Annotated in this window: 20 protein-coding genes; 6 read left to right on the top strand and 14 right to left on the bottom strand. The window is 71.9% G+C overall.

The annotated features are described in order from the left end of the window. Positions 1-4: 4 nt before the first annotated feature. Positions 5-823, bottom strand: a complete 819-nt coding sequence (locus EDF40_RS01690; RefSeq protein WP_221180471.1) for a DUF5067 domain-containing protein — start codon at positions 821-823, stop codon at positions 5-7. A gap of 216 nt (positions 824-1,039) precedes the next feature. On the opposite strand from EDF40_RS01690, the gene EDF40_RS19090 reads away from it, so the two are divergent. Further along, the gene (locus tag EDF40_RS19090; protein WP_185002650.1) at positions 1,040-2,338 is read left to right on the top strand and encodes a PP2C family protein-serine/threonine phosphatase; all 1,299 of its coding nucleotides are present in this window, start codon (positions 1,040-1,042) and stop codon (positions 2,336-2,338) included. Positions 2,339-2,343: 5 nt separating this feature from the next. Here EDF40_RS19090 and EDF40_RS01675 read toward each other — a convergent pair whose 3' ends face one another. From EDF40_RS01675 to EDF40_RS01660, 4 genes are all read right to left on the bottom strand, one after another. Continuing rightward, a complete protein-coding gene (locus EDF40_RS01675; protein ID WP_123340093.1) occupies positions 2,344-2,742 on the bottom strand; it encodes a hypothetical protein in 399 nt (132 codons plus the stop codon). 74 nt (positions 2,743-2,816) lie between these two features. Further along, positions 2,817-3,278 carry a GNAT family N-acetyltransferase gene (locus EDF40_RS01670; protein ID WP_185002648.1) on the bottom strand — a complete coding sequence of 154 codons (462 nt, stop codon included), beginning with the start codon at positions 3,276-3,278 and terminating at the stop codon, positions 2,817-2,819. 294 nt (positions 3,279-3,572) lie between these two features. After that, complete coding sequence (locus EDF40_RS01665; protein WP_123340091.1) at positions 3,573-4,196, bottom strand: TetR/AcrR family transcriptional regulator; 624 nt, start codon at positions 4,194-4,196, stop codon at positions 3,573-3,575. A gap of 80 nt (positions 4,197-4,276) precedes the next feature. Continuing rightward, positions 4,277-5,065: a helix-turn-helix domain-containing protein gene (locus EDF40_RS01660; protein ID WP_123340090.1), complete on the bottom strand. Its 789-nt coding sequence runs from the start codon at positions 5,063-5,065 to the stop codon at positions 4,277-4,279. 54 nt (positions 5,066-5,119) lie between these two features. On the opposite strand from EDF40_RS01660, the gene EDF40_RS01655 reads away from it, so the two are divergent. Further along, a complete protein-coding gene (locus EDF40_RS01655; protein WP_123340089.1) occupies positions 5,120-6,346 on the top strand; it encodes an MFS transporter in 1,227 nt (408 codons plus the stop codon). 9 nt (positions 6,347-6,355) lie between these two features. Here the strand turns inward: EDF40_RS01655 and EDF40_RS01650 are convergent, their stop codons facing one another. From EDF40_RS01650 to EDF40_RS01625, 7 genes are all read right to left on the bottom strand, one after another. Beyond that, on the bottom strand, positions 6,356-7,024 hold the full coding sequence (locus EDF40_RS01650) for a response regulator transcription factor (protein WP_123340088.1): 669 nt from the start codon (positions 7,022-7,024) through the stop codon (positions 6,356-6,358). Then, complete coding sequence (locus EDF40_RS01645; RefSeq protein WP_123340087.1) at positions 7,021-8,406, bottom strand: sensor histidine kinase; 1,386 nt, start codon at positions 8,404-8,406, stop codon at positions 7,021-7,023. Before EDF40_RS01645 ends, EDF40_RS01650 begins: the two co-directional genes overlap by 4 nt. After that, positions 8,393-9,367, bottom strand: a complete 975-nt coding sequence (locus EDF40_RS01640) for a type II CAAX endopeptidase family protein (protein ID WP_123340086.1) — start codon at positions 9,365-9,367, stop codon at positions 8,393-8,395. Before EDF40_RS01640 ends, EDF40_RS01645 begins: the two co-directional genes overlap by 14 nt. Positions 9,368-9,692: 325 nt before the next feature. Then, the gene (locus EDF40_RS01635) at positions 9,693-10,253 is read right to left on the bottom strand and encodes a low molecular weight phosphatase family protein (protein ID WP_123340085.1); all 561 of its coding nucleotides are present in this window, start codon (positions 10,251-10,253) and stop codon (positions 9,693-9,695) included. Positions 10,254-10,255: 2 nt separating this feature from the next. After that, positions 10,256-11,551, bottom strand: coding sequence for an adenylosuccinate synthase (locus tag EDF40_RS01630; RefSeq protein WP_123340252.1), 1,296 nt, complete (start codon positions 11,549-11,551; stop codon positions 10,256-10,258). A 113-nt stretch (positions 11,552-11,664) separates the two neighbouring features. Beyond that, entirely contained in the window at positions 11,665-11,829 is a 165-nt protein-coding gene (locus EDF40_RS19085; protein WP_185002646.1) for a hypothetical protein, read from the bottom strand. Positions 11,830-12,000: 171 nt separating this feature from the next. Further along, positions 12,001-15,642, bottom strand: a complete 3,642-nt coding sequence (locus EDF40_RS01625) for a S8 family serine peptidase (RefSeq protein ID WP_148053851.1) — start codon at positions 15,640-15,642, stop codon at positions 12,001-12,003. 161 nt (positions 15,643-15,803) lie between these two features. Here EDF40_RS01625 and EDF40_RS01620 point away from each other — a divergent pair, with 161 nt between their 5' ends. The 3 genes from EDF40_RS01620 to EDF40_RS01610 are packed head-to-tail and all read left to right on the top strand — an operon-like array spanning position 15,804 to position 19,296. Beyond that, positions 15,804-16,469 (top strand): TetR/AcrR family transcriptional regulator, encoded by a 666-nt coding sequence (locus tag EDF40_RS01620; RefSeq protein ID WP_123340251.1) that lies wholly within the window; start codon positions 15,804-15,806, stop codon positions 16,467-16,469. Then, complete coding sequence (locus EDF40_RS01615; RefSeq protein ID WP_123340083.1) at positions 16,466-17,218, top strand: hypothetical protein; 753 nt, start codon at positions 16,466-16,468, stop codon at positions 17,216-17,218. The genes EDF40_RS01620 and EDF40_RS01615 overlap by 4 nt, the downstream gene beginning before the upstream one ends. After that, a complete protein-coding gene (locus EDF40_RS01610; RefSeq protein WP_123340082.1) occupies positions 17,215-19,296 on the top strand; it encodes a YhgE/Pip domain-containing protein in 2,082 nt (693 codons plus the stop codon). The genes EDF40_RS01615 and EDF40_RS01610 overlap by 4 nt, the downstream gene beginning before the upstream one ends. A gap of 67 nt (positions 19,297-19,363) precedes the next feature. Here the strand turns inward: EDF40_RS01610 and EDF40_RS01605 are convergent, their stop codons facing one another. Continuing rightward, complete coding sequence (locus EDF40_RS01605; RefSeq protein WP_221180470.1) at positions 19,364-20,167, bottom strand: NAD(P)-dependent oxidoreductase; 804 nt, start codon at positions 20,165-20,167, stop codon at positions 19,364-19,366. Between the two features lie 10 nt (positions 20,168-20,177). Beyond that, positions 20,178-21,074 carry an endonuclease domain-containing protein gene (locus EDF40_RS01600; protein WP_148053850.1) on the bottom strand — a complete coding sequence of 299 codons (897 nt, stop codon included), beginning with the start codon at positions 21,072-21,074 and terminating at the stop codon, positions 20,178-20,180. Between the two features lie 259 nt (positions 21,075-21,333). On the opposite strand from EDF40_RS01600, the gene EDF40_RS01595 reads away from it, so the two are divergent. After that, positions 21,334-22,341, top strand: coding sequence for a LacI family DNA-binding transcriptional regulator (locus EDF40_RS01595; protein WP_123340080.1), 1,008 nt, complete (start codon positions 21,334-21,336; stop codon positions 22,339-22,341). Positions 22,342-22,381: the final 40 nt, after the last annotated feature.

The raw sequence follows: 22,381 nt of genomic DNA, 5'->3' as shown, positions 1-22,381 counted from the left end.
GGGATTACTGCAGTTCGTAGGTGACGGACCCGAGGTCGTCGGCGAAGAGGCTCTCGCTTGCGGTGAGCTTGACGGGCGTCGTCTCGTCGTCGAGCTCGTAAGCGACCGCGTTCTCGACGGTGCCGCCGTTCTTGATGTCCTCCGTCTGCGAGTCGAGGTACTGGTCGCCCGGGGTGGAACCGATGTCGAGCTTGTTGACCGCGTTCGGGTCGTTGTCCTGGAATGCCTCGAACGAGCCGATCCAGGCAAGGGTGGGGTTGATCGCCTTGTCGGTCAGGTTCGTCGTCGTGTAGACGATCGCGATGACCGGCTTGGTGCCGTACTCGTTGCCGGGCTGGCCGACCGGGATGACGCGGTGGCTCGTGATCTTGATCGTCATCTCGGACGTGGTCAGGACGCCGTCCTTGAACGAGGCCGTCGCGCTCGACGTGTCCTCAGCGGCGCTGTCAGCCGGAGCCGCTGACGCAGACGTCCCAGCGGGCGGAACCGTCGCCTTGCTGACCGCTTCTGCGGCACCAGCGAAGATCGCGGTGTAGACGACCGCGAGGATGATCGACAGGACGAGTCCCAGGCCGGAGAGGATCAGCCCAGCAACCGCAGCCTTGCGCGGGCGGAACTTGATGACGAGCCCGATGATCCCGAGGACGACTCCGACGACGCCCGTGGCGATCGTGACGTAGTTGAAGAAGGGGATGGCGAAGCCCGCCATCGTCAGGATGCCGAGGATCAGCGAGGCGATCCCGAATCCGTTGCCAGCGGCGCGCTGCGGGGGTTGCGGTGCGACCGGCTGGTGGGGTGCCGCCGAGTAGGTGGTGTCGGACACGGAGTCTCCTGGCTAGATACGTGATGAGTGTTGCTCGGGTAGCAACGCGATCAGGAGAGTATCGACTGAGCGGGCTCTCACGGTTCTCAGAGCGAGAACATTGCGGAGGTCCGCATTGCCGCACGCCACCGCACGTCGAAGAACCACCCGGACACTGCGACCGTTCGCCGCAGGCAACGCACGACGAGCCGCCCCGACCGGTAACGTCCTTCTCGAATGTCTCGCCCAACCAGCATCCTCGAGAGCCCCCTCGCCCGGCAGGCTCCGCTGAGTGCGCTGTTGGCGCTCGGTGCCGTCCTGAGCATCACGGTGCCGTCGCTCCAGGTGACGGACGACGGCCTGTTCGTCGCGAGCCTCGCGGTCACCGGTCTCGCGACGGTCGTGGCGGCGGTGGCACTGGCGCTCCCGCACTCCGTCGGGCTCGTGCCGGCATTGCTGGTGCTCGACTTCGTGGCGATCGCGCTGTTCCGGACGAGCACGGGCGCGAGCGCGTCGGTCTTCACCTCGCTCGCCGTCCTGCCGGTCGTCTGGTGCGGGTCCCTCCGTGGGCGACTGACCGTCGTGTACGCGGCGCTGGGCGTGACGCTCGTGATCATGGCGCCCTACTTCCTGACGCCGACGAACGTGCCCGGCGCGAGCGAGCTGGTCCGTCTCGGCGTCACCGTGATCGTGTTCGGGACGGTCGCGGCGGTCGTGCAGGAGCTCTCGCGGCGAGCGCGGCGCAACGTGCGCGCTGCCCGACTGGGCGAGGAACGCGTCCGCGCGGAGATCGATCGGGCCGCCGCCGTCCAGCGTTCGCTGCTGCCGACGTCGACTGACCACCTGGGCGCTGACGTGGCGGTGGCGGGCGCCTGCCTGCCGGCGAAGTCAGTCGGTGGTGACTTCTTCGACTGGTACGAGACGAACACCGGGATCGCCGTCAGCCTCGGCGACGTGATGGGCAAGGGAGTCGGAGCCGGGCTGATCGCGGCAGCCGTGCGGGCCACCGTCCGCAGTGCCCGCACCGTCGACGACCCGTCCGAGACGCTGCTGCGGGCGGCCGACGGGCTCGCCGCCGAGGGCAGCGCGACCGACGTGACCTTCACCACGCTGTTCCACGCGCGCATCTCGACCGACGGGACCTTCCGGTGGGCCGACGCCGGCCACGGCCTGAGCCTGGTGCTCCGGTCAGACGGCGCCGTCGATCGGCTCCGGTCGAGCGACCTCCCGCTCGGGATGGGGCTCCGCGACGAGTGGGCGACGACCGAGGGGTTCCTCGACACCGGCGACCTGCTCATCTCGTTCAGTGACGGCGTGCTCGACCTGTTCGGCGGCCGCGAGGACACCGTCGACGCCGTGGCCGACCTCGCACGGGCCTGCGGCTCCGAACCCACGGCGCTGGTGGCGGCACTGTCCACGCGGGCGGACGAAGTCGCGCACGACGACGACGTGACGGTGATCGCGATCCGACGAGCACCGGTTCCGGCGGACACCTCCGCGCTGCCCGCCCACCCGGCGCGCCAGGAGCGCACGTGACGAGGTCAGCCCTCGACTCGGCGCCCTGAGAACCGCTTCTCCACGACGATCATCCACGTCAGACCGACCGCGGTGAGCACTGCTCCGAGGACGATCCCCTCGATGCGTGGGTCTGCCTCGCCCCGACTCGGCCAGACCACGCCGATCAGCAGGCCCAGGCCGATGACCGTGAGCACGAACGCAGCGATCGTGCTGGCCGAGTTCGCCGAGGACTGACGACCCGACGGGATCGCCCGCATCGAGAACGCGAGCACCAACCAACCACCGAGGACCCCAGCACTCACCGGGAACCACTGCCCCAGCACGAGCAGCAGCCCGAGCGACAGCACGAACCCGCCGGCGCACCAGAGCCACCACCGGTTCCGGTCCCGCCGCTGCTGCCCGGCCACGTCGTCGTTCCCCATGCCTCGACCGTAGCCGAGCCCTGCAGCCGACCGGCCGCCCGCCCGAAGCGCGAAGCCGCCCGGCAGCCGCCCTGTCAGAGCGCCCGCGAGAGGCAGACCGACTCGGGGTCGTCGCGGTAGGGGCCGAACGGCTGGATCCGCACGAACCCGTTGCGGGCGAACAGCGCGGCCGCGTGCGGCTGCAGCACGCCCATCTCCGCCACGACCGCGGGTGCCTGCAGCTCCTCGGCCTGCGCGAGCAGCACGAGCACCAGCAGGTCGCCGACGTTCTGCCCGCGGGAGTCCGGTCGGACGAACAGCCGGCGGATCTCGAAGACCCCGTCCCCCGCGGCACTGAGCGAACCGGTTCCGAGCGCCAAGCCCGAGGGGTCGCGGGCGATGACGTGCACGGCGGCGGTCGCCCCGGTGAGCGGCCGTCCGGTGTCGGCCGACCGCCCGTAGATCCGGTCGACCTCGATCCGCGCTGCGGCGCGCAGCCGGACGGCGTCCTCGAGGTCGAAGGGCTCGGCTGCGACCGAGATCGTCAGGTGCTGCATGTGCTGTCCGTTCCTCGCCGGCACGGCGTCGTCGCGGTGCCACGTGGGTGATCGGTGTGCGTGCCGCCGCTCGAACCCGAATCGAGCGGCGGCACGGTGGGTGCGCTTCCGCTCGAACCCGAATCGAGCGGTCTCGCATGCAGACGGCTGGCGTCTGCCCTCGGACGCCCTAGCGTCCGTGGTCTGTGGTGGGTCTGGGTCATCCCACGAGGTCTGGGTCATCCCACGAGGTCTGGGTCATCCCACGAGGTCTGGGTCAGCCCACGAGGTCTGGGTCAGCCCCCGAGGTCCTAGTCAGCTCACCAGGTCGAGGTCCCAGACGGGCGCGACGTAGGTCCGCGACCATCCCTCGCGCAGGCGGGTCACGGCACGGTCGAAGGACTCCAGCAGGTCCATCTCCGGCCGCACCATCGACTGCAGCTGCAGCCCCTCGTAGGTCGCGAGCAGCTGCTCGGAACCGCGTGCGGGCTCCATGGTCCGCGGCTCCCGGCCGAGCAGGATGTCCCGCTCGAGGGAGTGCTGCACGAACGCGTGGAAGCGCCGCCAGCGGGAGTGCAGCATCGGCGCCAGCGGGTGCTCCGGCGAGGCGGCGATGTTCAGGCTGGCGGTCAGGAACCGCATGAGCGACGGGTCGGCGATGTTGGCGGTCACGATCGCACGCAGGAACGGCACGGTGCCGTGCTGTTCTGCGAGTGGCATGAGCGGCGTGGTGCGCTGGTCGTTCCAGCGGTCGATCGTCGCCAGGAGCAGGCCGTCCCAGCTCGGGAACGTCTGGTCGACGACGTCGACCGACTCTCCGGCCTCGGCTGCGACGACGGCCGGGGTCACCTCGTGCAGCGGGCGGGCCCGGAGCGCGCGGATCATCCCCTCGACGACCGTCGATCGGAGCGACGCCGGGTCCGGCGTTTCGATGTGCATGCATTCACCACACCAGGCACACGCGTCCCGCCAAAGCCCCCGAACGGGTCCTGTTCGCATATCGGACCAGCACGACCCGGTCACGGACCGCTGCTCACCACCGGCTGACGCCGCCGGTACACCCCGGGCGTCATGCCCACGAGTGGTGTGAACTGGTCGATGAACTGACTCGTCGTCGCCCATCCGCACGCCGCCGCGACGTCGGTCACCGAGGCCCCGCCGGCCAGCAGGACGAGCGCCCGGTGCACCCGCAGCTGTAACCGCCACTGCCGGTACCCCATCCCGGTCTCCTCCCGGAACAGGCGACTGAGCGTCCGCTCGCCCACGCCGACCTCGCGCGCCAGCTCGCCGAGTCCGCGCGGCCGAGTCAGGTCCCGTTCGACCTCGCACACCACCTGCCGCAGCCGCGGATCCCGCGGCTGCGGCAGGTGCAGCGGCTGCTCCGGCGCGGACGCGAGCTCGTCCACGACGACCGCCCGCAGGTGCTCGATCGCCGTCTCGGAACGGCGAGCGTCCGTCGTCAACGCGAGCAGTGCCTCCCGGGCCAGCGCCGAGACGGCGAGCACCGCCGGACCGGACGGGAGGCCCGTGGCTGCGTCCGCCGACAGGAACACGACCCGCATGTCGGTCGCCCCGTGGGCCCGGTGCCGGTGTTCGGCACCGGCCGGCACCCACGCGACGCGGTTCGGCGGCGCGATCCACGCGCCGTCGTCGGTGATGAGCGACAGCACGCCGGAGGCGGCGTGCACCAGGTGACCGAGCGGGTGCGTGTGCGTCGGGACGGTCTCGGCGTGTGCGAAGGCGAAGGCGGCCTCGGTGCGCAGGTCGACGGTCCGCGCGTCGACCGGCACTTGGCTGGAATCCGACATCGGGCGGCAGTCTACGTGTTCCGAGCCGGTGGCGAGCAGTGGTGGGATCGACTCATGACCACCGTCTCGATCCCCGTCACGACCACCAGACCACGGCTCCTTGCCGGCTGGTACGTCGGCGCGGGCCTGCTGCTCATCGCGATCAACCTGCGGATGGGCGTGGCCTCGGTCGGGCCCGTGCTCGGGGCGATCGAGCGGTCGTTGGGGCTGTCCCCGTCGGCGGCGAGCCTGCTCACGACGATCCCGGTGTTCGCGTTCGGTGCGTTCGCGTTCCTGACCCCGGTGCTCAGTCGGCGCATCGGCCTGCACCGGCTGCTCGGCCTGACGATGGCGGTGCTGGCGATCGGCATCGCGCTCCGGCTCGAGCCGCACGGCTGGGCCCTCTACGGCGGCACGGTGCTGGCCGGAGCGGCGATCGCGGTGGCGAACGTCTGCATGCCGGCCGCGATCAAGACCGACTTCGCGCACCGGGTCGGGTTGATGATGGGCCTGTACTCGACGGCGCTGTTCCTCAGTGCGGCGATCGCGTCGGCGGCCGTCGTCCCGCTGATGGCCGCGTTCGCCGGGTCGTGGCGCCCGGCACTGGCGTTCTGGGCGATCCCCGCGGCGATCGCGTTCGTGGTGTGGCTGCCACGAGCGCTGCAGCGCCCGGATGCTCCGACCCGTGCCACCGGCGCGGGTGCCGCCGACGAACCGACCTTCGCGCGGCTGCTCCGCGACCCCGTGGCGATCGCGGTGACCGGCTTCATGGGGCTGCAGAGCCTGTCGTACTACGCGTTCCTGACGTGGGTGCCGACCGTGCTGCAGGACGCCGGTGTCTCGGCACACACTGCCGGCCTGATGCTGGCCTACTCGAGCCTGCCGGGGATCCTGACGGGCATCACCGGGCCGGCGATCGCCCGACGCCTGCGCCCGACCTGGCTGCCCGTGCTCGTCGTCGTGGTGCTCTGCGCCGCCGGGTTCGCCGGACTCCTCATCGCGCCGGCCGCGGGCGCCTGGGTGTGGATGACGCTGCTCGGCCTCGGGCAGGGCGGCGCGATCAGCCTGTCGCTGAGCTACATCGTGTGGCGCTCCCCCGATGCCCGGCACACCGCCCACGTGTCGACCATGGCGCAGGGCATCGGGTACCTGCTGGCGGGGCTCGGGCCGCTCGGCCTCGGCCTGCTGCACACCGCGACCGGGGGATGGACCGTACCGATCGCGGTGCTGCTCGTCCTGCTCGTGCTGCAGTTCGTGGCCGGTGCCGCCGCGAGCCGCGACCGTCACGTGCTCCGCCGGTAGCGCAGCAGTCTACGGCTCGGGGACCGCCACGATCCGGTTCTGGTACGCCCACACCACGGCCTGCAACCGCGACCGGACCCCGAGCTTCGGCAGCATCCGCGCCAGGTGCGACTTCACGGTCGAGACCTCGAGCACGAGCGCGACCGCGATCTCCTCGTTCGACATGCCCTGGGCGAGCAGCAGCAGGACCTCGCGTTCGCGGGCGGTGAGCACCCCGTCGGCCCGGTCCCCCGAAACCGGTTGCAGGCTCCGTCGCGACACGAACTCACGCAGCACCCGCCGGGTCAGGGCCTGGTCGAGCGTCCCGTTCCCCGCGGCGACCTGCCGCACGGCCTCGACGATGGTGTCCGGCTCGGCGTCCTTCAGCAGGAATCCGGAGGCACCGGCCTCGAGCGCCCCGAACACGTAGTCGTCCAGGTCGAACGTCGTCAGCATCAGCACCGGGATCGCCGGGTCGGCGTCGGGCGCGCAGAACAGCCGCGCGAGCTCGATGCCGTTCAGCACCGGCATCCGGATGTCCAGGCAGGCGACGTCGGGCCGCAACGAGCGCGCCAGCGCGAGCGCCTCGCCGCCGTCGGCGGCCACGCCGACCACCTCGATGTCGGCCTCCGCGCCGAGGAGCGCGGACACCCCGGCCCGGACCAGCGGCTGGTCGTCCGCCACCAGCACGCGGATCACGCGACCACCTCGTCACCGTCGGCGGCCTGCGCGACTGCGGCAGGTGCCTCCCGTCCGAGCGCCAGCTCCACCAGCCATCCGCCGGTGGCGGTGGGACCGGTCTGGAGGCTCGCCCCCACCAGGTCCGCTCGCTCGCGCATCCCCCGCAGGCCGTTGCCGCCCGACGGTGAGGTCGGCGCTGCCGGAGCGGCTGCCCGTGCGTTCTCCACCCGGATCACCACCCGGATCGGGTCGCGGTCGTCGACGGTGACCGTGCACGGGGCGGACGGGGCGTGCAGGGCGGCGTTGGCCAGCGCCTCCTGCACCGTCCGGTAGGCGGCGAGCTGCGCGAGCGGACCGACGCCGTCGGCCAGCGACTGTGCTCCGCGCGCGTGGTCGCCAGCGAGCACGTCGAGGCGCACGTCACTGCGGAACCGGGCACGCTCGACCAGGTCGACGATGCCGGCGACCGTCTCGACCGCGCGTTCGGCGGGGACGTCCTCGCGCAGGAGCCCGACCAGTCGGCGCAGGTCGTCGAGGACGGCGGTGCTCTGCTCCCGCACCTGACGGGCACCCTCGTGCGCGCGCTCCGGGTCGCTGTCGATCTGGCGGTCGATGACGGCGGCCATCAGGGCGATGCCGGACAGGTGGTGGGCGGCGATGTCGTGGAGCTCGCGGGCCATGGCGGCCCGTTCGCGGGAGACCGCGGCGTCGACCAGGGCGTCCTGCTCACGGAAGACCGCGCTCGCCTCGGCGGTGCGGGCGGCGCGGACCTCGCGGCGGGAGCGCACCAGCAGGGTCACCAGGAGCGGGAGCCCGACGGCGCCGACGGCCTGCAGGACGCCCTGGCCGGCGGATCCGGTGATGCCCTGGACGACGTCACCGCGACCGGCACCGGAGGCCTGGTAGAACCCGATCGACTGCCCCACCACGACCAGTGCGGCGGCCCCGAGCAGCGCCGGCCAGAGTCGCGCCAGCGGGACCCGCAGTGCCGCGAGGACCACGGCCACGACCACTGGCAGGGCGGTCAGGCCGAACAGCGCGAAGGCCTGCGGAGCGAGGCCCGCGACCAGCACCGGCATCGCTGCGACCAGGAGCAGCACCGTGCGGGGTGCGCGACGGGCGGCGAGCAGGACCGCCGCCTGTGCCAGCAGCCCGGCGGCGAGGACGGTCCACGCGGTGCTGAGCGGTGCCGGGGCAGTCGCGCCGAGGGTCGAGCCGTCCGGGTCGATCGCGTCGAGCGGGGGCAGGCCGACGAGCAGGCCGAGGGCCACGACGGCCGTGCCGAGCGCGACGAGCACGTCGACGCGGCGGTCGCGGGTGCGCTGCTCGCCGTCGCGCTGCGTGCGGGTGCGCGGGTCGCCGTCGCGCGGCGCACGGGTGCGCGGGTCAGCGGAGGCCATCGTGTGATCCTACGAGGCGTGTGCGGGCGGGGACCGGGGCGTCGATCGGCAGCGCGCGGCGAGCCGGGTCGTAGCCCAGGCGGCCGCGGGTCACGACGAGGAGCACCGCGGCGGCGACGGTCGAGGTGATGGTCAGGCCGATCATCAGCGTGCCGGCGGTCATGCTCGGGTACATCTCCGGGAACAGCGTCGAGATCGTGTTGTTCACGCCGACGTGCAACAGCAGGGCGAGGGGCAGGCTCTCGCCGGTCTTGTTGAACACCTGGATCATCACGACGTTGAACGTGATCGTGAACAGGGCGAAGACGACGGGCTCGCTCCAGTGCGCGTTCGGCCACCCGCCCCAGTCGCTGAGGTAGAGCGGCATGTGCCAGAGCGCCCAGATCGGACCGAGGATCGCAGCGGCTCCGAGCCCGCCGAAGCGGTGCTGCAGCCGGGGCAGGGCGAAGTCGCGCCAGCCGGGCTCCTCGCTCAGGCCGGTGGAGAACAGCTGGATGAGCAGGCCGGGCACCAGGGCGGCGAACGCCAGCGCCGAGGGAGCGCGCACGTCACCGCCGGCGAAGGGCAGTGCGGACGCGACGATCATGGCCGGCACGACGACGAGCGCCAGGGCGTACCAGTACCAGGCGACCCGCCAACGGAACAGCCGACCGACCCAGCGACGCAGCCCCGGACGACCGTCGGCGACCGCGGTGACGATGAACGCGCCGCCCAACGGACCGAGCAGCGCCCCGGGCAGCACGCCGGTGAACTGCGCGGAGCCGAGGACCTCGGGGAAGTGCAGGTCCCACACGCCCAGGCCGTGCGGCGACAGGATGTACGGGATCCACGCCAGCCAGCTCAGGCCGAGCGCGAGGGTGAAGAAGGACGCGAGTGGGTGCCGGGCGACGACGCCGCTGACTCCCCCACGCTCCTGCGGAGTGGTGCCGGCGGAGGGCCGGACTTCGGTGGTGTTCGTCATGCACACGACGCTAGGAACTGCGGCGTCGCGGGACGACCGGCTTCGGGATGCACCTGCCGGACTTGCATCGAAAGGTGCAGGCGGTGGCGGTCGCGCGGTGGCGCGGCGCACGGTGCGGTGTCCGCCGGCCCGGCGCGGCGCACGGTGCGGTGTCCGCCGGCCCGGCGCGGCGCACGGTGCGGTGTCCGCCGGCCCGGCGCGGCGCACGGTGCGGTGTCCGTCGGCCCGTGCGAGGTTGACCGCTCCGTGCGCCGCTACAACCCCGCACCGAGCCATCAACCTCGCACCGGACGAACAAGCGCGCACCGTGCGGGTCAGCGCGGCGTCAGCGCAGCGCTGCCCGGAGTGCGTCGGCGATCAGCGCGAGCGCGGCGTCGATCTCGTCGGCGACCCGAGCGTGAGTCGCCTCGGACCGACGGTAGGGGTCGTCGACGTCGTCGTCCGCGGGGTCGGCGGGCGGCGGGACGGTGCCGCGCAGGCGTGCGACCCGTTCGACCAGGGCCTCGGGCGAGTGCACGTCGGCCAGGTCACCGGGCGCGAGCCCCGCGAGCACCCGCGCGAACTGCTTGATGGTGAACGCCCGCTTCGTCGCCCGGGGAGCGAGCGACACCACGGCCGCGCGGTGCGACCGCTCGGCCGTCAGCACCAGGTCGGCCTCCTCGACGATCGCGGCCGTCAGGTACCGCGAGCCGTGCCCGGACGGATCACCGCCGAGCCGGACGGACTGCGCTGCAGCGGCGCCGTCCATCGCGGCACCGTCGTCGGCGATGGTGCCGGCCGACTCGACCACGAACGCCGCAGCGTCCGGGCCGAGTCGCGCCGTCAGGACCTGCGCGCCGAGCGGCGAACGACAGATGTTGCCACTGCAGACGAACAGGACCCGCATCGTCAGGCGCCGGCGCCGAGCAGGTCGTGCCGGACGACGATGGCGTCGCGGCCCGGACCGACACCGATCGCGGAGATCCGCGCGCCGGACATCGCCTCGACCGCCAGCACGTAGTCCTGGGCGTTCTTCGGCAGGTCGTCGAACGAGCGGGCGCCGGTGATGTCCTCGGTCCAGCCGGGGAACTCTTCGTACACGGGCTTCGCGTGGTGGAAGTCCGACTGGTTCACGGGGACCTCGTCCACGCGCACGCCGTCGACCTCGTACGCGACGCAGACGGGGATCGTCGACAGCCCGGTCAGCACGTCGAGCTTGGTGAGCACGAAGTCGGTCACGCCGTTGATGCGCGCGGTGTACCGGGCGATCGGGGCGTCGTACCAACCACAGCGGCGCGGGCGGCCCGTGGTGGTGCCGAACTCGAAGCCGTTGGCGCGCAGGAACTCGCCGGACTCGTCGAACAGCTCGGTCGGGAACGGACCGGCACCGACGCGGGTCGTGTACGCCTTGACGATGCCGATGATGCGCTCGAGCTTGCCCGGGCCGATGCCGGAACCGGTCGCGGCGCCACCGGCGGTCGCCGACGACGACGTCACGAACGGGTAGGTGCCGTGGTCGACGTCGAGCATGGTCGCCTGACCGGCCTCGAACAGGACGGTGTCGCCACGCTCCAGGGCACGGTGGATCTCGAGGGCGGTGTCCGCGACCATCGGGCGCAGGCGCTCGGCGTAGGACAGCAGCGACTCGACCACTTCTTCGGCGTCGATCGCGCGGCGGTTGAAGACCTTGACGAGCAGGTGGTTCTTCTGGTCGAGGGCCGCTTCGACCTTCTGGCGCAGGATGTTCTCGTCGAAGATGTCCTGGATGCGGATGCCGACGCGGTTGATCTTGTCGGCGTAGGTCGGGCCGATGCCGCGGCCGGTGGTGCCGATCTGGCGCTTGCCGAGGAACCGCTCGGTCACCTTGTCGATCGTGCGGTGGTAGTGCGTGATGACGTGGGCGTTCGCCGACACGAGCAGCTTCGAGGTGTCGACGCCGCGGGCCTTCAGCGCGTCGAGCTCCTGGAACAGGACCTCGAGGTCGACGACGACGCCGTTGCCGATGATCGGCGTCACGCCGGGCGTGAGGATGCCGGAGGGCAGCAGGTGGAGCGCGTACTTCTCGCCGCCGACGACGACGGTGTGGCCGGCGTTGTTGCCGCCGTTGAACTTCACGACGTAGTCGATGCGGGAGCCGAGGAGGTCGGTGGCCTTCCCCTTGCCCTCGTCGCCCCACTGGGCTCCGATGATGACTGCTGCGGGCATCTGGTTCTCCTCACGTTGGCGGAGGACCTCACGCGACCAGGCGGGCCGGTGGTCCACCCGAGTCTATCGGACGGTCACCTCCGCGCCACCTGGCGCATGCAAGCGGTCAGCGCTCAGGCGCGGAAGAAGTCCTGGTACGACGGGTCGCCGACGGGCTGCGAGTAGCCGGGCTCGGCGAGACGCTGCTCGATCATCGCCTGGACCACGTCCGGCGGCGTGAGCCCACGACGGCGCCACTCGGTCGGGTTGGCCCGGAGCTGGTTCAGCGTGTTCTGCATGCTGCAACCCTGGCACCGTGTAACTAGTTTGTCTAACTACCTGTCCTGATACCGCGTCCACGGAGGTCCCCGTCGCGTTCCGTGAGCAGAAGACGTCGGGTCCGAAACTCGAACCCGACGTCTTCTGCTCAGTCGGCAGTGCGCACGAAGCGCGCGATCACCACCGTGCGATCACCGCCGCGCGACCACCGCGGTCTGCTCCGAGGTCGCGGTGCCGTCCTGGTACCCCTTCGCCGAGGCGACGACGCGCACCGAGAAGCGGTGACCGGCGTCCGCGGCGACGAGCGTGTACGACGAGCTCTTGGCGGTCGTCACGGCCTTGCCGTCACGGAGCCACTGGTACGAGTACGTGACACCCGTGCCGTCCCAGTTGCCGTGGCCCGCCTTGAGCTTCGACCCGACCTTCGCCGTGCCGGCCACTGAGACGCCGCTGCCCTTCTGCAGCTGCAGCGTCGGCGCGACCCACGTCGCCGTGGCGCTCTGGGCCTGGTTGCCCACCGCGTTGCCGAGGTGGAGCAGCAGGATCCGAGCGCTGGCGACACCGGGCGACCGCGTGACCTGGAGCGAACCCTGGTCGGCGAAGAGCACGCCCGTCGTCCCGCCCTGCGCGAAGGTCAGGGTCGGCTTCTCGGGGTTGAACGCCGCCTCGGACGTCTCGTCCACGACCGAGGAACCGCTCGTCGCCGCACCAGGGGCGTACGCCGACTCGGTCAGGACCGAGTAGGAGAACGTCTTCGTGGCGCCGATCGTGGCGGCGTCGACCGTCAGGACCTTCACGGTGCTGTCGAAGGTGTTGACGTCCTGGCCGGGCGCACCGCCGTTGAGCGGCTGGGCGTCGACGACCTTGCCGGTCGCCAGGTCCACCGTCGTGGCGAGCGTCGCGTCGATGGTGGCCGACTTGGCGTCGTACACCAGGTAGTCCGGCTCACCGTCGCGGTTCGTGTCGATGAGCACTTCGACGTTGGTCACGGCGCCGGGGTTGGCGTCGGGGCCGGCGGTCTGGATGCCGAACGCCAGGGTGCCGGAGGGCTTGTCGAAGCTCGCCCCGAAGGCCCGGATGTCCGCGGCCTTGAGCGACTGCGACGCCGAACCCTCCGGGAACGTCTCCTGCCCGTTGGTCCCACCGAGCACGAACGGTGCGACCGCGGCGTGGTAGCCGGTCGTCGCCGTGCCCTGGTCGACCGTCTGTCCGCGCAGCGGCAGGTCGGCGGTCTTCTGCGAGCCCGTGTACGAGACGCCCCCACCGCGGACCGCGCTCACCGGCTTCGGCGCGATGTACGTCCCGATCCGCAGCGGATCGGTCGTGGTGTCGGTCGGCGTGAAGGTGACGAGCCCGCTCGCAGCGGCGACGAACTCGCGTTCGTAGCCGTTCTGCACCGACTCCTGGGTGGGGTCGATGACGCGGCGGAGCTTGGTCGGGTCGGCGATCGTGACGGCGAGGGTCACGACGGCACCACGGCCCGGCTGGACCGTGACGCGCTTCGTGCTCAGCGAGAAGGCGACGCCGGGCTGGTCGACCTGGGCCTGGTAGGCCACGTCGTACGTGTGCGCCGTGGAGTCGGTGTTCTCGACGAGCAGGGACCGGGTCTCGCTGGTCTTCGCGGAGACCTCGACCACGCCGTACGACGCGGTGACGAGCTGGCCGTTCTCCACGCTGCGGACGGTGGTGTCGGCCGTGACCGCCTGCAGCGCGTCGACGCGTCCCGTTCCCTGGCGGAGCAGGGTCGCGGTGCCGTCGCCGTCCTTGACGTCGTGCGTCGCCGTGTTCATGAGTGCGGCCTTGACCTGCGGCGCACTCCACGTCGGGTGGGACTGGAACGTCAGCGCCGCGATGCCCGCGACGTCCGGCGTGGCCATCGACGTACCGCTCATCGACATGCGTCCGTCTCCGGTGCCGTTGGCCGCCGAGATCACGTTGACCCCGGGGCCGGCGATGTCCGGCTTGACGATGTCGCCGAACGATCCGTGCACGCCGCGGCTGGTGAACCCGGCGAGCGTGTTCACGGCCTCCGGGTCGGTGGCGAGTTCGAAGCCCTTGAGCTCGTCCGCGAAGCGCACGTGCAGGGTCCCCGCCTTGGCAGCGGCCTGGAGGCCCGTGGCGGCATCCAGCGTCAGCTCGGCACCGGGGATGGTCGCGTTCCCGGCGATGCCCGAGGCGAACGTGTTGATCGTGCCCGCCAGCAGGACACCGGTGCCGCCGGCGGCCTCGACGTTGTTGAAGCGCACGCCGGAGCCGCACTCGAGCGCACCGTCCGTCCACTTCAGCCAGACGACCTTGCCGGCGATCTTCGCGGCCTCCTCGGGGCTGAACGCGGCGCAGCCGTCGATGTTCGTGGTCGGGACGACCACGTCACCCTCGACCGGCAGCGTGCCCGTGAAGTTGGACGAGTACTGCGAGCGGTAGGTCTTCGCGACGTTCGCGGGGGCCGTGGCCTGCACGCCGTCGTACAACGACTGACCGGTGGCGCTCGCGGCGACGGTGAGCGCACCCTCGGCGTTGCCCGGCGAGCCACCGATGTCGGTGAAGTCGTCGGCGTTGCCCGAGGCGATCACGGGAAGGACCCCGCGTGCGGTCAGCGCGTCGATCTTGGCGTTGTCGGGGTCGTCCGGTGCGCCGTAGTCGGAGCCGAGCGACAGGTTCAGGACGTTGATGTCCTTGCCCTCGGTGAGCGCCTGGCCGACCCAGTCGAGCGCGGCGCCCGTGACGTCGGTCGAACCGCCGCCGTCACCGAACACCTTGAGGGCGTAGAGGCCGGCCTCGGGCGCGGTGCCCGGACCGATCCACATGTCCTGCACCTGCTGCGTGGTGAGCTTGGTGTAGTCGCCGTCGAACTGCTGCTTGTCGGCGGTCAAGCCGTAGCCCGCGATCGAGCCGGACACGTGCGTGCCGTGGTCGCCGCCCTTGCCGTCGATCGGGTTGTCGTCCGGAGCCGGCACCGGGTCGTAGGCCGGGTCGGTCGGGTCGGCGTTGTAGGTCGCACCGGCGAAGTCGTACCCGCCCAGGAACTTGGACGCGTCGTACAGGCTGGGGTCCGGGGCGCCGGAGCTGGCGTTCGCCAGGGCCTGCTGGTAGGCCGCGGTGGTGCCGGGTCCGCCGAAGTCGGCCTGCGTGTAGTCCAGGCCGGTGTCGAGGACGGCGACGTTGACGTCCTTGCCGGTGTGGCCGGTCTGCTGCCAGGCGTTGAGCGAGCGCGTGTAGACGTCGCTCGCGGCGTTCTTCGGCGAGACGCCGTCGGCGCCCGGCTTCACGAGGCTCGGGTCCACACCGGACGGCGCGGCGCTCGCGTCGGCGTTGACCGTCGGCTCGACGATCTTCTTCGGCGTGAGTGGGATGATGCTCTCGACGTCGGAGCGCTTCGCGATGTCCTGCAGCGCGGAGACGTCGGCGACGACCGCGACACCGGGGACGGTGTACTCGGTCGAGTAGAGCTCGGTGGAGTCGGCGTCGGCGCGCTTGACGGCGGCGCGGACGGCCGCGGTGGTCGACTCGATCGCCTTGACGCGGCTCTTCGCTCCCGAGGACTGGGTCCGCGACTTGGCGAGGTCACCGCCCTTCGCGGCGGCGTCCACCTCGAGAGCACCCTGGCCGGTCGTGCGCACGAAGGCGGCGACGGTCTTGGTGGGCTTGGCGTCACGCAGCGGTGCGGAGAGCTTCAGGTCGGCCACCGACACCCCGGTCGGAGCTGCGGAGGCCGCGCCCCCGACTGCGAGGCCGCCGCACGTCAGGGCCACGGCGGCGATGCCGGCGGTCAGGACGCGTGCGATGCGGTGGGAGTTCGGGTTCGGGTCGTGGTTCGGTGTTGCACGGTTCAAAGAGGGCACTCCAGGCTCAGTCCGTGGTTCGCATGAGATTGCTGTGAAGTTATGCGCTTACATTCAGAAAGGGCAGTCCGCACTTTGGGGGACACCCCCGTTCGAGGGCCGGTGTTCCTGTTAAGTTGCACACACGTGTGCACGTTATTACGATGGGGTTCGTGACCACTGCTTCCCACCCCGCACGCGCACCCCGCCGCGACGCGACCGAGAACCGGGCAGCCCTCCTCGACGCGGCGCGGACCTGCCTGCAACGCGATCCGGACGCCTCCATCGAGACGATCGCCGCGGCCGCCGGACTCTCGCGCCGCGCGGTGTACGGACATTTCCCGTCACGTGACGACCTCGTGCGCGAGGTCGTGACCTCCGGTGCGGCTCGCATCGCCGCGGCCATGCCGACCACCTCGGACCTGCAGGAGCTGCCGCCGGCCGCCCGGCTCGCCGCGATCGCCGTGACCCTCTGGACCGAGGTCTCACACGTCCGCTCGATGGCCCGGGTCGCCGTGCGCAGCCCCTTCGCCGAGCCCGTCGCCGAGGTGTTCGCACCCCTGCGCGCTCAGGTCCGTCAGGCGTGCACGCTCGGGATCGCCGAGGGCGCCATGCGCGACGACGTCGACCCGGCCACCCTCGGGCGTCTGGTCGAGGGCGCGTGCATCGCCGTCCTCGACGAGACGACCCGGTCGGGCACCCCGGACGAGGCCGGACGGCGCATGGTGGTGCTGTCGGCGCTCGGCATGGCCGGCATCGACTGGCGCACCGCACTGCTGTCCGAACCCGCGGCCCCGGCCGCCGGCTCCGCTGTCTCCCCCGTGAAGGACCCCGCATGACGCTCGAACTGGACCACGTCGGCATCGGCGAGGAGCCCGGCGCGGCACTGCCCGTCGTCTCCGCCGTCGCCGCACCCGGACGTCCCGGGGTCGTCGCCGTCGAGACCGAGCAGGCCCCCGTGCTCGCCTCGCTCGTCGCCGGCGGCCGGATGCAGCCCGACACCGGGCGGCTGCTGCTCGACGGGCACGAGGACGCCGCCGCCGTGCGCCGTGCCTTCGCCCTCGTCGACACCCCGGGCGTCGCCGAGCCCTTCCCCGTGATGACCGTCAAGCAGATCGTGCGCGAGGAGCTCGCGTTCGCCGCCCAGCGCCCCTCGCGCGACCACGTCGACACCGTGCTCGAGGAACTCGGCCTGGGGCACTACGCGGACACCCCGGTCCAGCGGGTGCCGACCGCCGTGCGCGTGCGACTGCTCGTCGAGCTCGCCCTGCTCCGCGACGGCGTGACCGGCGTCGTCGTCACGGCACCCGAACGGCACGGCGGCGTCGTCGAGGAGTGGTTCGCGGTGCTCCGTGACGTCTCCCGTCGCGGTGTGACCGTCGTGCTCGTGACCTCGAAGGCCGCAGCAGCGACCGTCGAGGCCCTGCTCGACACCATCCAGACGCACGACGACGCCGCGACGCACGCCGCGCTCCAGACCGAGGGTCCCGACGACGCGGCCCTGTCCGACGGAACCGAGCCGGGCCTCCCGTCCGGCCCTTCCGTCACCGCAGAATCCGCAACCGTCCCGACGGAGGCAACCCCGTGACCACCACCTCGCTCGTCCGCGCCGAACTGGCGCGACTCACCGCGACCCCGCTCGCACGACTGGCCTTCATCGCCCTGATGATCGTGCCGCTGCTGTACGGCGGCGCGTACCTGTGGGCGAACCGCGACCCGTACGCCAAGCTCGACCAGATCCCCGCGGCGATCGTCAACCTCGACGCCGGCGCCACCCTCGACGGCGACCAGGTCGACTACGGCACCGACGTCACGAAGGAGGCGATCGACGGCGCCGACTTCAAGTGGACGAAGACCAGCGCCGCCGATGCGCGCTCCGGCGTGCGGAACGGCACCTACGACTTCGTCGTGACGATCCCGCACGACTTCTCCGAGCACCTGGTGTCCGCGCAGTCCGACGACCCGACGCAGGCGAAGCTCGTCATGACGACGGCCGACACGAACTCGTACCTGGCCTCGACGATCGCCGAGCAGGCGGGCAAGACCATGCGCACCGCCGTCGCCGAGCGCGTCGGCAAGCAGGCGGCGAAGACCCTGCTCGTCGGGCTCGCGGACGTCCGCGACAGCCTCGGCGACGCCGTCGACGGGGCCGACCAGCTCGCCTCCGGCACCGCGAAGGCGGACTCGGGGGCCCGCAAGCTGGCGGACGGTACCGGCAAGCTGTCGTCCGGCGCAGCGGAGCTCGCGTCCGGCACGGCCGACCTGCCGTCGCAGACCCAGCAGCTGGACAGTGGGGCGCAGCAGGTTGCCTCGGGCGCTTCCACGCTCGCCTCGGGCCTGGCGAGTGCACAGCAGCAGACCGCGGCGCTGCCGTCGCAGACGCAGCAGTTGAACGACGGGGCGCAGAAGGTCGCCGCCGGCAACAAGCGGCTCGCCGACCAGATCGACGGGTACAGCTCCGACGTCGACGCACTGCAGCCGCTCGACGCCGACACCGTGCTCGCCGGGATCACCGACAACCTGCCCGAGGGCGTCGAACTCACCGAGGAGCAGCAGGCCGCGCTGACCGCCACCGTCACGGATGCCGTCACGCAGGTGAACACCACGGGCGCACAGGCGAAGAAGACCTACGCCACCGCGAAGTCGTCGGTGGACCAGCTCCGCGACGGATCGGCCCAGGTCGCGGCCGGTACCTCGTCGTTGGCGGCCGCGACTCCCGAGCTGTCCTCCGGCATCGCGTCGGCGGCGACCGGGGCGTCCACGCTCTCGTCGGGCGCCTCGCAGGTGGCAGCCGGCACGTCTGCGCTCGCGACCGCCGCACCCACGCTGTCGTCAGGTGCTTCGTCACTCGCCACGGGCGCAGCGTCCGCCGACGAAGGTGCTTCGTCGCTCGCATCGGGGCTGGACGAGCTGAAGACCGGGTCCGCGAAGCTCGCCGCGTCGCTCGACGAGGGCCGCACGAAGATCCCCGCGTCGAACGCCTCGGAGCGGGAGTCGCAGGCCTCGGTCATCTCCGACCCGGTGAAGGTCGGGGACGACAACGTCGCCGCGGCGTCGAACTACGGCGCCGGCCTCGCGCCGTTCTTCATCTCGCTCGCGGCCTGGATCGGCATGTACGCGCTGTTCCTCATCCTCAAGCCGATCTCGAAGCGGGCGATCACCGCGGTGCGGAAGCCCCTCGCGGTGGTGTTCGGCGGCTGGCTGACCCCGGCGCTGCTCGGCCTGGTGCAGATGGTGGCGCTGTTCTTCATCGTGCGGTTCGCCCTCGACCTGAACGTGGTGCACGTCGGCGGCACGATCGGGATCATGGTGCTGGCCTCGGCGACCTTCGCGGCGGTCATCATGGCGCTCAACGTGCTGCTCGGGTCGGTGGGACAGTTCCTCGGCCTGGTGCTCATGCTCGTCCAGCTCGTCACCGCCGGCGGGACGTTCCCGTGGCAGACGCTGCCGGGGCCGTTGGCCGCGCTGCACTTCGCGCTGCCGATGACGTACTCGGTCGACGCGATCCGGCAGACGATGTACGGCGGGAACCTCGGCGCCGCGTGGTCCGACGCCGGTGTGCTGCTCTGCTGGCTGCTCGGGGCGCTGCTCGTGTCCTTCGTGGTCACGGCGCGGCAGACCCGCTCCCGCACGCTGCGCGACCTGCGCCCGAGCCTGATCGGGTAGCGGGGGGCTGCGTCCGCTTGGTGAGCAGAAATGGTCGGGTGGCGTCAGGCCACCCGACCATTTCTGCTCACGAAGTGCTGCGCCCGAGGGGCAACGACACCATCTCGCCGCCGAGGAACCGCAGGTCCTCCGGCGGCAGGTCCGCCCGAGCGTCGGGGTCGAGCGCGCGGGACGCGTCGTCGCGCGGGACGAAGCCGATCGCCTCACCCGCGGTCAGGTCGGCCGGCGACCCGGTGTTCTGCGACAGCGCCCACACGACGTGGTGCCCCGGTTCGCGCAGGTCGACGGTCGCGAGCACCAGGCGCGCCAGGTCGTCGGGCGAGCTCCACATCAGGAGCGCTCGCGACGACGACGGCTGCTCCCCGAAGGCCCCGATGCGCGCCGAGACGATCGACATGTCGTACCGGTCGGCGAACAGGCTGCCGAGCAGTTCCATCCCCGCCTTCGTCACGCCGTAGTAGGTGTCCGGCCGCGGAAGTCGATCGCCCGGCACGCTGCCTGGTTCGTCGAGCGGCTCGGGGACCCGGCCGACCGCGTGGATCGAGCTCGCGAGCAGTACCCGGAGCACCCCGGCTGCGGCCGCCCGCTCGAGCACGTTCTTCGTGCCGGTCAGGTTCGCCGCGAGCAGGTCGTCCCACGCGGCCTCGGTCGGGATCCCTGCCAGGTGCACCACCGTGTCCACCCCGGCGAGCGCGTCGTCCAGCGCAGCGGGGTCGTTCACCGAGCCGGAGATGAACCGCTCCCCGGCGACGACCGGGTCGTCGGGCGTCCGTTCGTCGAGCAGGACGAGGTCGTGTCCGGCCGCCAGGAGCCTGGGCCGGAGAGCCGCCCCGATGCGTCCTGCGGCCCCGGTGATGAGCAGCGTCGCCATGCGGCGGACGCTACCCCCGGCGCGCGAGCAGTTCCCTCAGGTGGTCGACGGCGCCCGCCGCGTGCACGCCCAGGTCGGACTTCGTCCACCGCACGACCGCCCAGCCGAGCCGCTCCATCTCGCGGTAGCGCCGCAGATCACGACCCCACTGCTCGGCGTCCGTCCGGTGCTGGTCCCCCTCGTACTCGATGACGATGCGTTGCTTCGGGTACGCCATGTCGACGCGCCCCACGAAGCGCCCGGCCCGGTCGAGGACGTCCACCTGCAGCTTCGGTTCGGGCAGCCCGGCGCGCACGATGGCCAACCGTGCCCGGGTCTCCTGCGGTGAGCCAGCGCCGACCCGCACGAGTTCGAGCGCCACCCGCAGCTTCCGGACGCCTGCGCGCGCCCCGGCCCGGTCGAGCGCTCCGCGCAGGTCGTCGATCGTCGTGGCACACCGCCGGATCGTGACGATCGCATCGCCCAGTGCCACCAGCTGGTCGATGCTCAGGAGCGCACCGCAGTCGACCCACATCGCCGCCGGAGTGCTCACGGGCATCCCCCAGCGCTCGGCGACGGCAGCCCGGTCGGCGGTGATGCGGTGTCCGACGACTCCGGTCCGACGTGGTTGGGCGGCGGGGATCAGACTCGTGATGTGCACCGGCCCTGCGGCACCGACGGGTAGCGGCAGCTCCCACAGCACGGCTGCCGAGAGGTGGCTGACGAACTGTCCGGGCAGCAGGATCGGCCGGAACGCCCGGATCCGTTCGACGCCGTCGGGTGGGCGTCCCCGCGCCCAGCGGATCGATCGGGTCGGCCGGACCAGGTCTCGCCGTCGGAGTCGTTGTCGGCCGACACCCGCACGGTCAGCGGCCCTGACGTCGAACGAGCGGTACCGGAGGCGGGGTGGAAGTGGGCGTGCTCGCATGCCGTCCACACTCGCGCCCCCGCGCAGGGTGCACACGCGCGAACGCACCTTCCGTGCACAACGTGCCCCGGGCCTCCCGTGTGGAGGAGTGACCACGCGCACTTCTTGAGCAGAAACGGTCGAGTCCGCACCACGGACCCGACCATTTCTGCTCACGAAGCGCACCGCCCCCCGCCCCCCCGCGCCCACCGCCCCACCCCGCGCATGTCACGTCAACCGCTACGATCGACGGACGAACCAACGGAGGTCGAAGCGCATCATGGGAGACGGCAAACCCGCGACCATCTACGACGTCGCCGCGCGCGCCGGGGTCTCGAAGTCCCTCGTCTCCCTGGTGCTGCAGCGTTCCCCCCGGGTGAGTGACCAGCGCCGGGCCGCCGTGCTCACGGCGATCCAGGAGCTCGACTACCGGCCCTCCACCGCTGCGGTGTCCCTCGCCGGCACCCGGAGCCGCACCGTCGGCGTGGTCCTCGACGACTTCCGGAACCAGTGGTTCGTCGACCTGCTCACCGGGCTGCGCGAGGCCCTGCAGGATCAGGGCCACCGTCTGGTCGTCGCGGACCGGTTCCTCAACACGGGGCTCGACGCCTCGCCGGTCGAGGGCTTCCTGTCCATGCGCGTCGAGGGCATCGTCATAGCCGGCGAGCCCGACACCGACCTGGCGATCCCGGCGTCGATGCCGGTCGTCATCGCCGGCGGGCGCGTCTCGATCCCCCGCGCGGACACCGTGGCGAACGACGACCGGGCCGGCGGCGCGATGGCCGCGGAGCACCTGCTCGCGCTGGGCCACACGCGGCTCGGCTTCGTGGGCGCGAGCTCGGCGGCGTCGAAGGAACGCCGCGCAGGGTTCGAGGGCGCAGCAGCCGGGGCGCCAGCAGCGGGCGGTCGCGCGACGGTCGCCGTCGTGGTCCTGCCCGGCGAACCCACCGAAGAGGCCGGATCCCGCGCCCTCGGCGCCCTGCTCGACGAGCACCCCGACGTCACCGCGGTGTTCGCCGCCAACGACGTGATGGCCCTCGGAGCGCTGTCCGAACTCGCCGAACGAGGGCTCCGGGTCCCCGAGGACGTCTCCGTCATCGGCTACGACGACACCCCCGTCGCCGCCACGCGCTACGTCGGCCTGACGAGCATCGACGACCGCAGCGTGGAGATCGGCCGTGGCGCCGGCGAGCGCCTGCTCGCCCGCATCGCCGACCCGGGCCTCGCCGCCACCGAGTCCCTGGTCGAGCCCCGCCTGGTCGCTCGCCGCACGACCGCTCCGCGCTGACGCGGCTGACGGGAGGCCCGTCCCGCGTCCGTCACGCACG

Source organism: Curtobacterium sp. PhB170 (assembly GCF_003752345.1).
GTDB lineage: Bacteria > Actinomycetota > Actinomycetes > Actinomycetales > Microbacteriaceae > Curtobacterium.
This window is presented reverse-complemented; position numbering and strand designations above follow the sequence as displayed.

Excerpts from the sequence above, each read along its gene's own strand:
- EDF40_RS19090 (WP_185002650.1), top strand. The coding sequence starts at position 1,040 with ATGTCTCGCCCAACCAGCATCCTCGAGAGCCCCCTCGCCCGGCAGGCT.
- EDF40_RS01675 (WP_123340093.1), bottom strand. The coding sequence starts at position 2,742 with ATGGGGAACGACGACGTGGCCGGGCAGCAGCGGCGGGACCGGAACCGG.
- EDF40_RS01670 (WP_185002648.1), bottom strand. The coding sequence starts at position 3,278 with ATGCAGCACCTGACGATCTCGGTCGCAGCCGAGCCCTTCGACCTCGAG.
- EDF40_RS01665 (WP_123340091.1), bottom strand. The coding sequence starts at position 4,196 with ATGCACATCGAAACGCCGGACCCGGCGTCGCTCCGATCGACGGTCGTC.
- EDF40_RS01660 (WP_123340090.1), bottom strand. The coding sequence starts at position 5,065 with ATGTCGGATTCCAGCCAAGTGCCGGTCGACGCGCGGACCGTCGACCTG.
- EDF40_RS01655 (WP_123340089.1), top strand. The coding sequence starts at position 5,120 with ATGACCACCGTCTCGATCCCCGTCACGACCACCAGACCACGGCTCCTT.
- EDF40_RS01645 (WP_123340087.1), bottom strand. The coding sequence starts at position 8,406 with ATGGCCTCCGCTGACCCGCGCACCCGTGCGCCGCGCGACGGCGACCCG.
- EDF40_RS01640 (WP_123340086.1), bottom strand. The coding sequence starts at position 9,367 with ATGACGAACACCACCGAAGTCCGGCCCTCCGCCGGCACCACTCCGCAG.
- EDF40_RS01635 (WP_123340085.1), bottom strand. The coding sequence starts at position 10,253 with ATGCGGGTCCTGTTCGTCTGCAGTGGCAACATCTGTCGTTCGCCGCTC.
- EDF40_RS01630 (WP_123340252.1), bottom strand. The coding sequence starts at position 11,551 with ATGCCCGCAGCAGTCATCATCGGAGCCCAGTGGGGCGACGAGGGCAAG.
- EDF40_RS19085 (WP_185002646.1), bottom strand. The coding sequence starts at position 11,829 with ATGCAGAACACGCTGAACCAGCTCCGGGCCAACCCGACCGAGTGGCGC.
- EDF40_RS01615 (WP_123340083.1), top strand. The coding sequence starts at position 16,466 with ATGACGCTCGAACTGGACCACGTCGGCATCGGCGAGGAGCCCGGCGCG.
- EDF40_RS01605 (WP_221180470.1), bottom strand. The coding sequence starts at position 20,167 with ATGGCGACGCTGCTCATCACCGGGGCCGCAGGACGCATCGGGGCGGCT.
- EDF40_RS01600 (WP_148053850.1), bottom strand. The coding sequence starts at position 21,074 with ATGCGAGCACGCCCACTTCCACCCCGCCTCCGGTACCGCTCGTTCGAC.
- EDF40_RS01595 (WP_123340080.1), top strand. The coding sequence starts at position 21,334 with ATGGGAGACGGCAAACCCGCGACCATCTACGACGTCGCCGCGCGCGCC.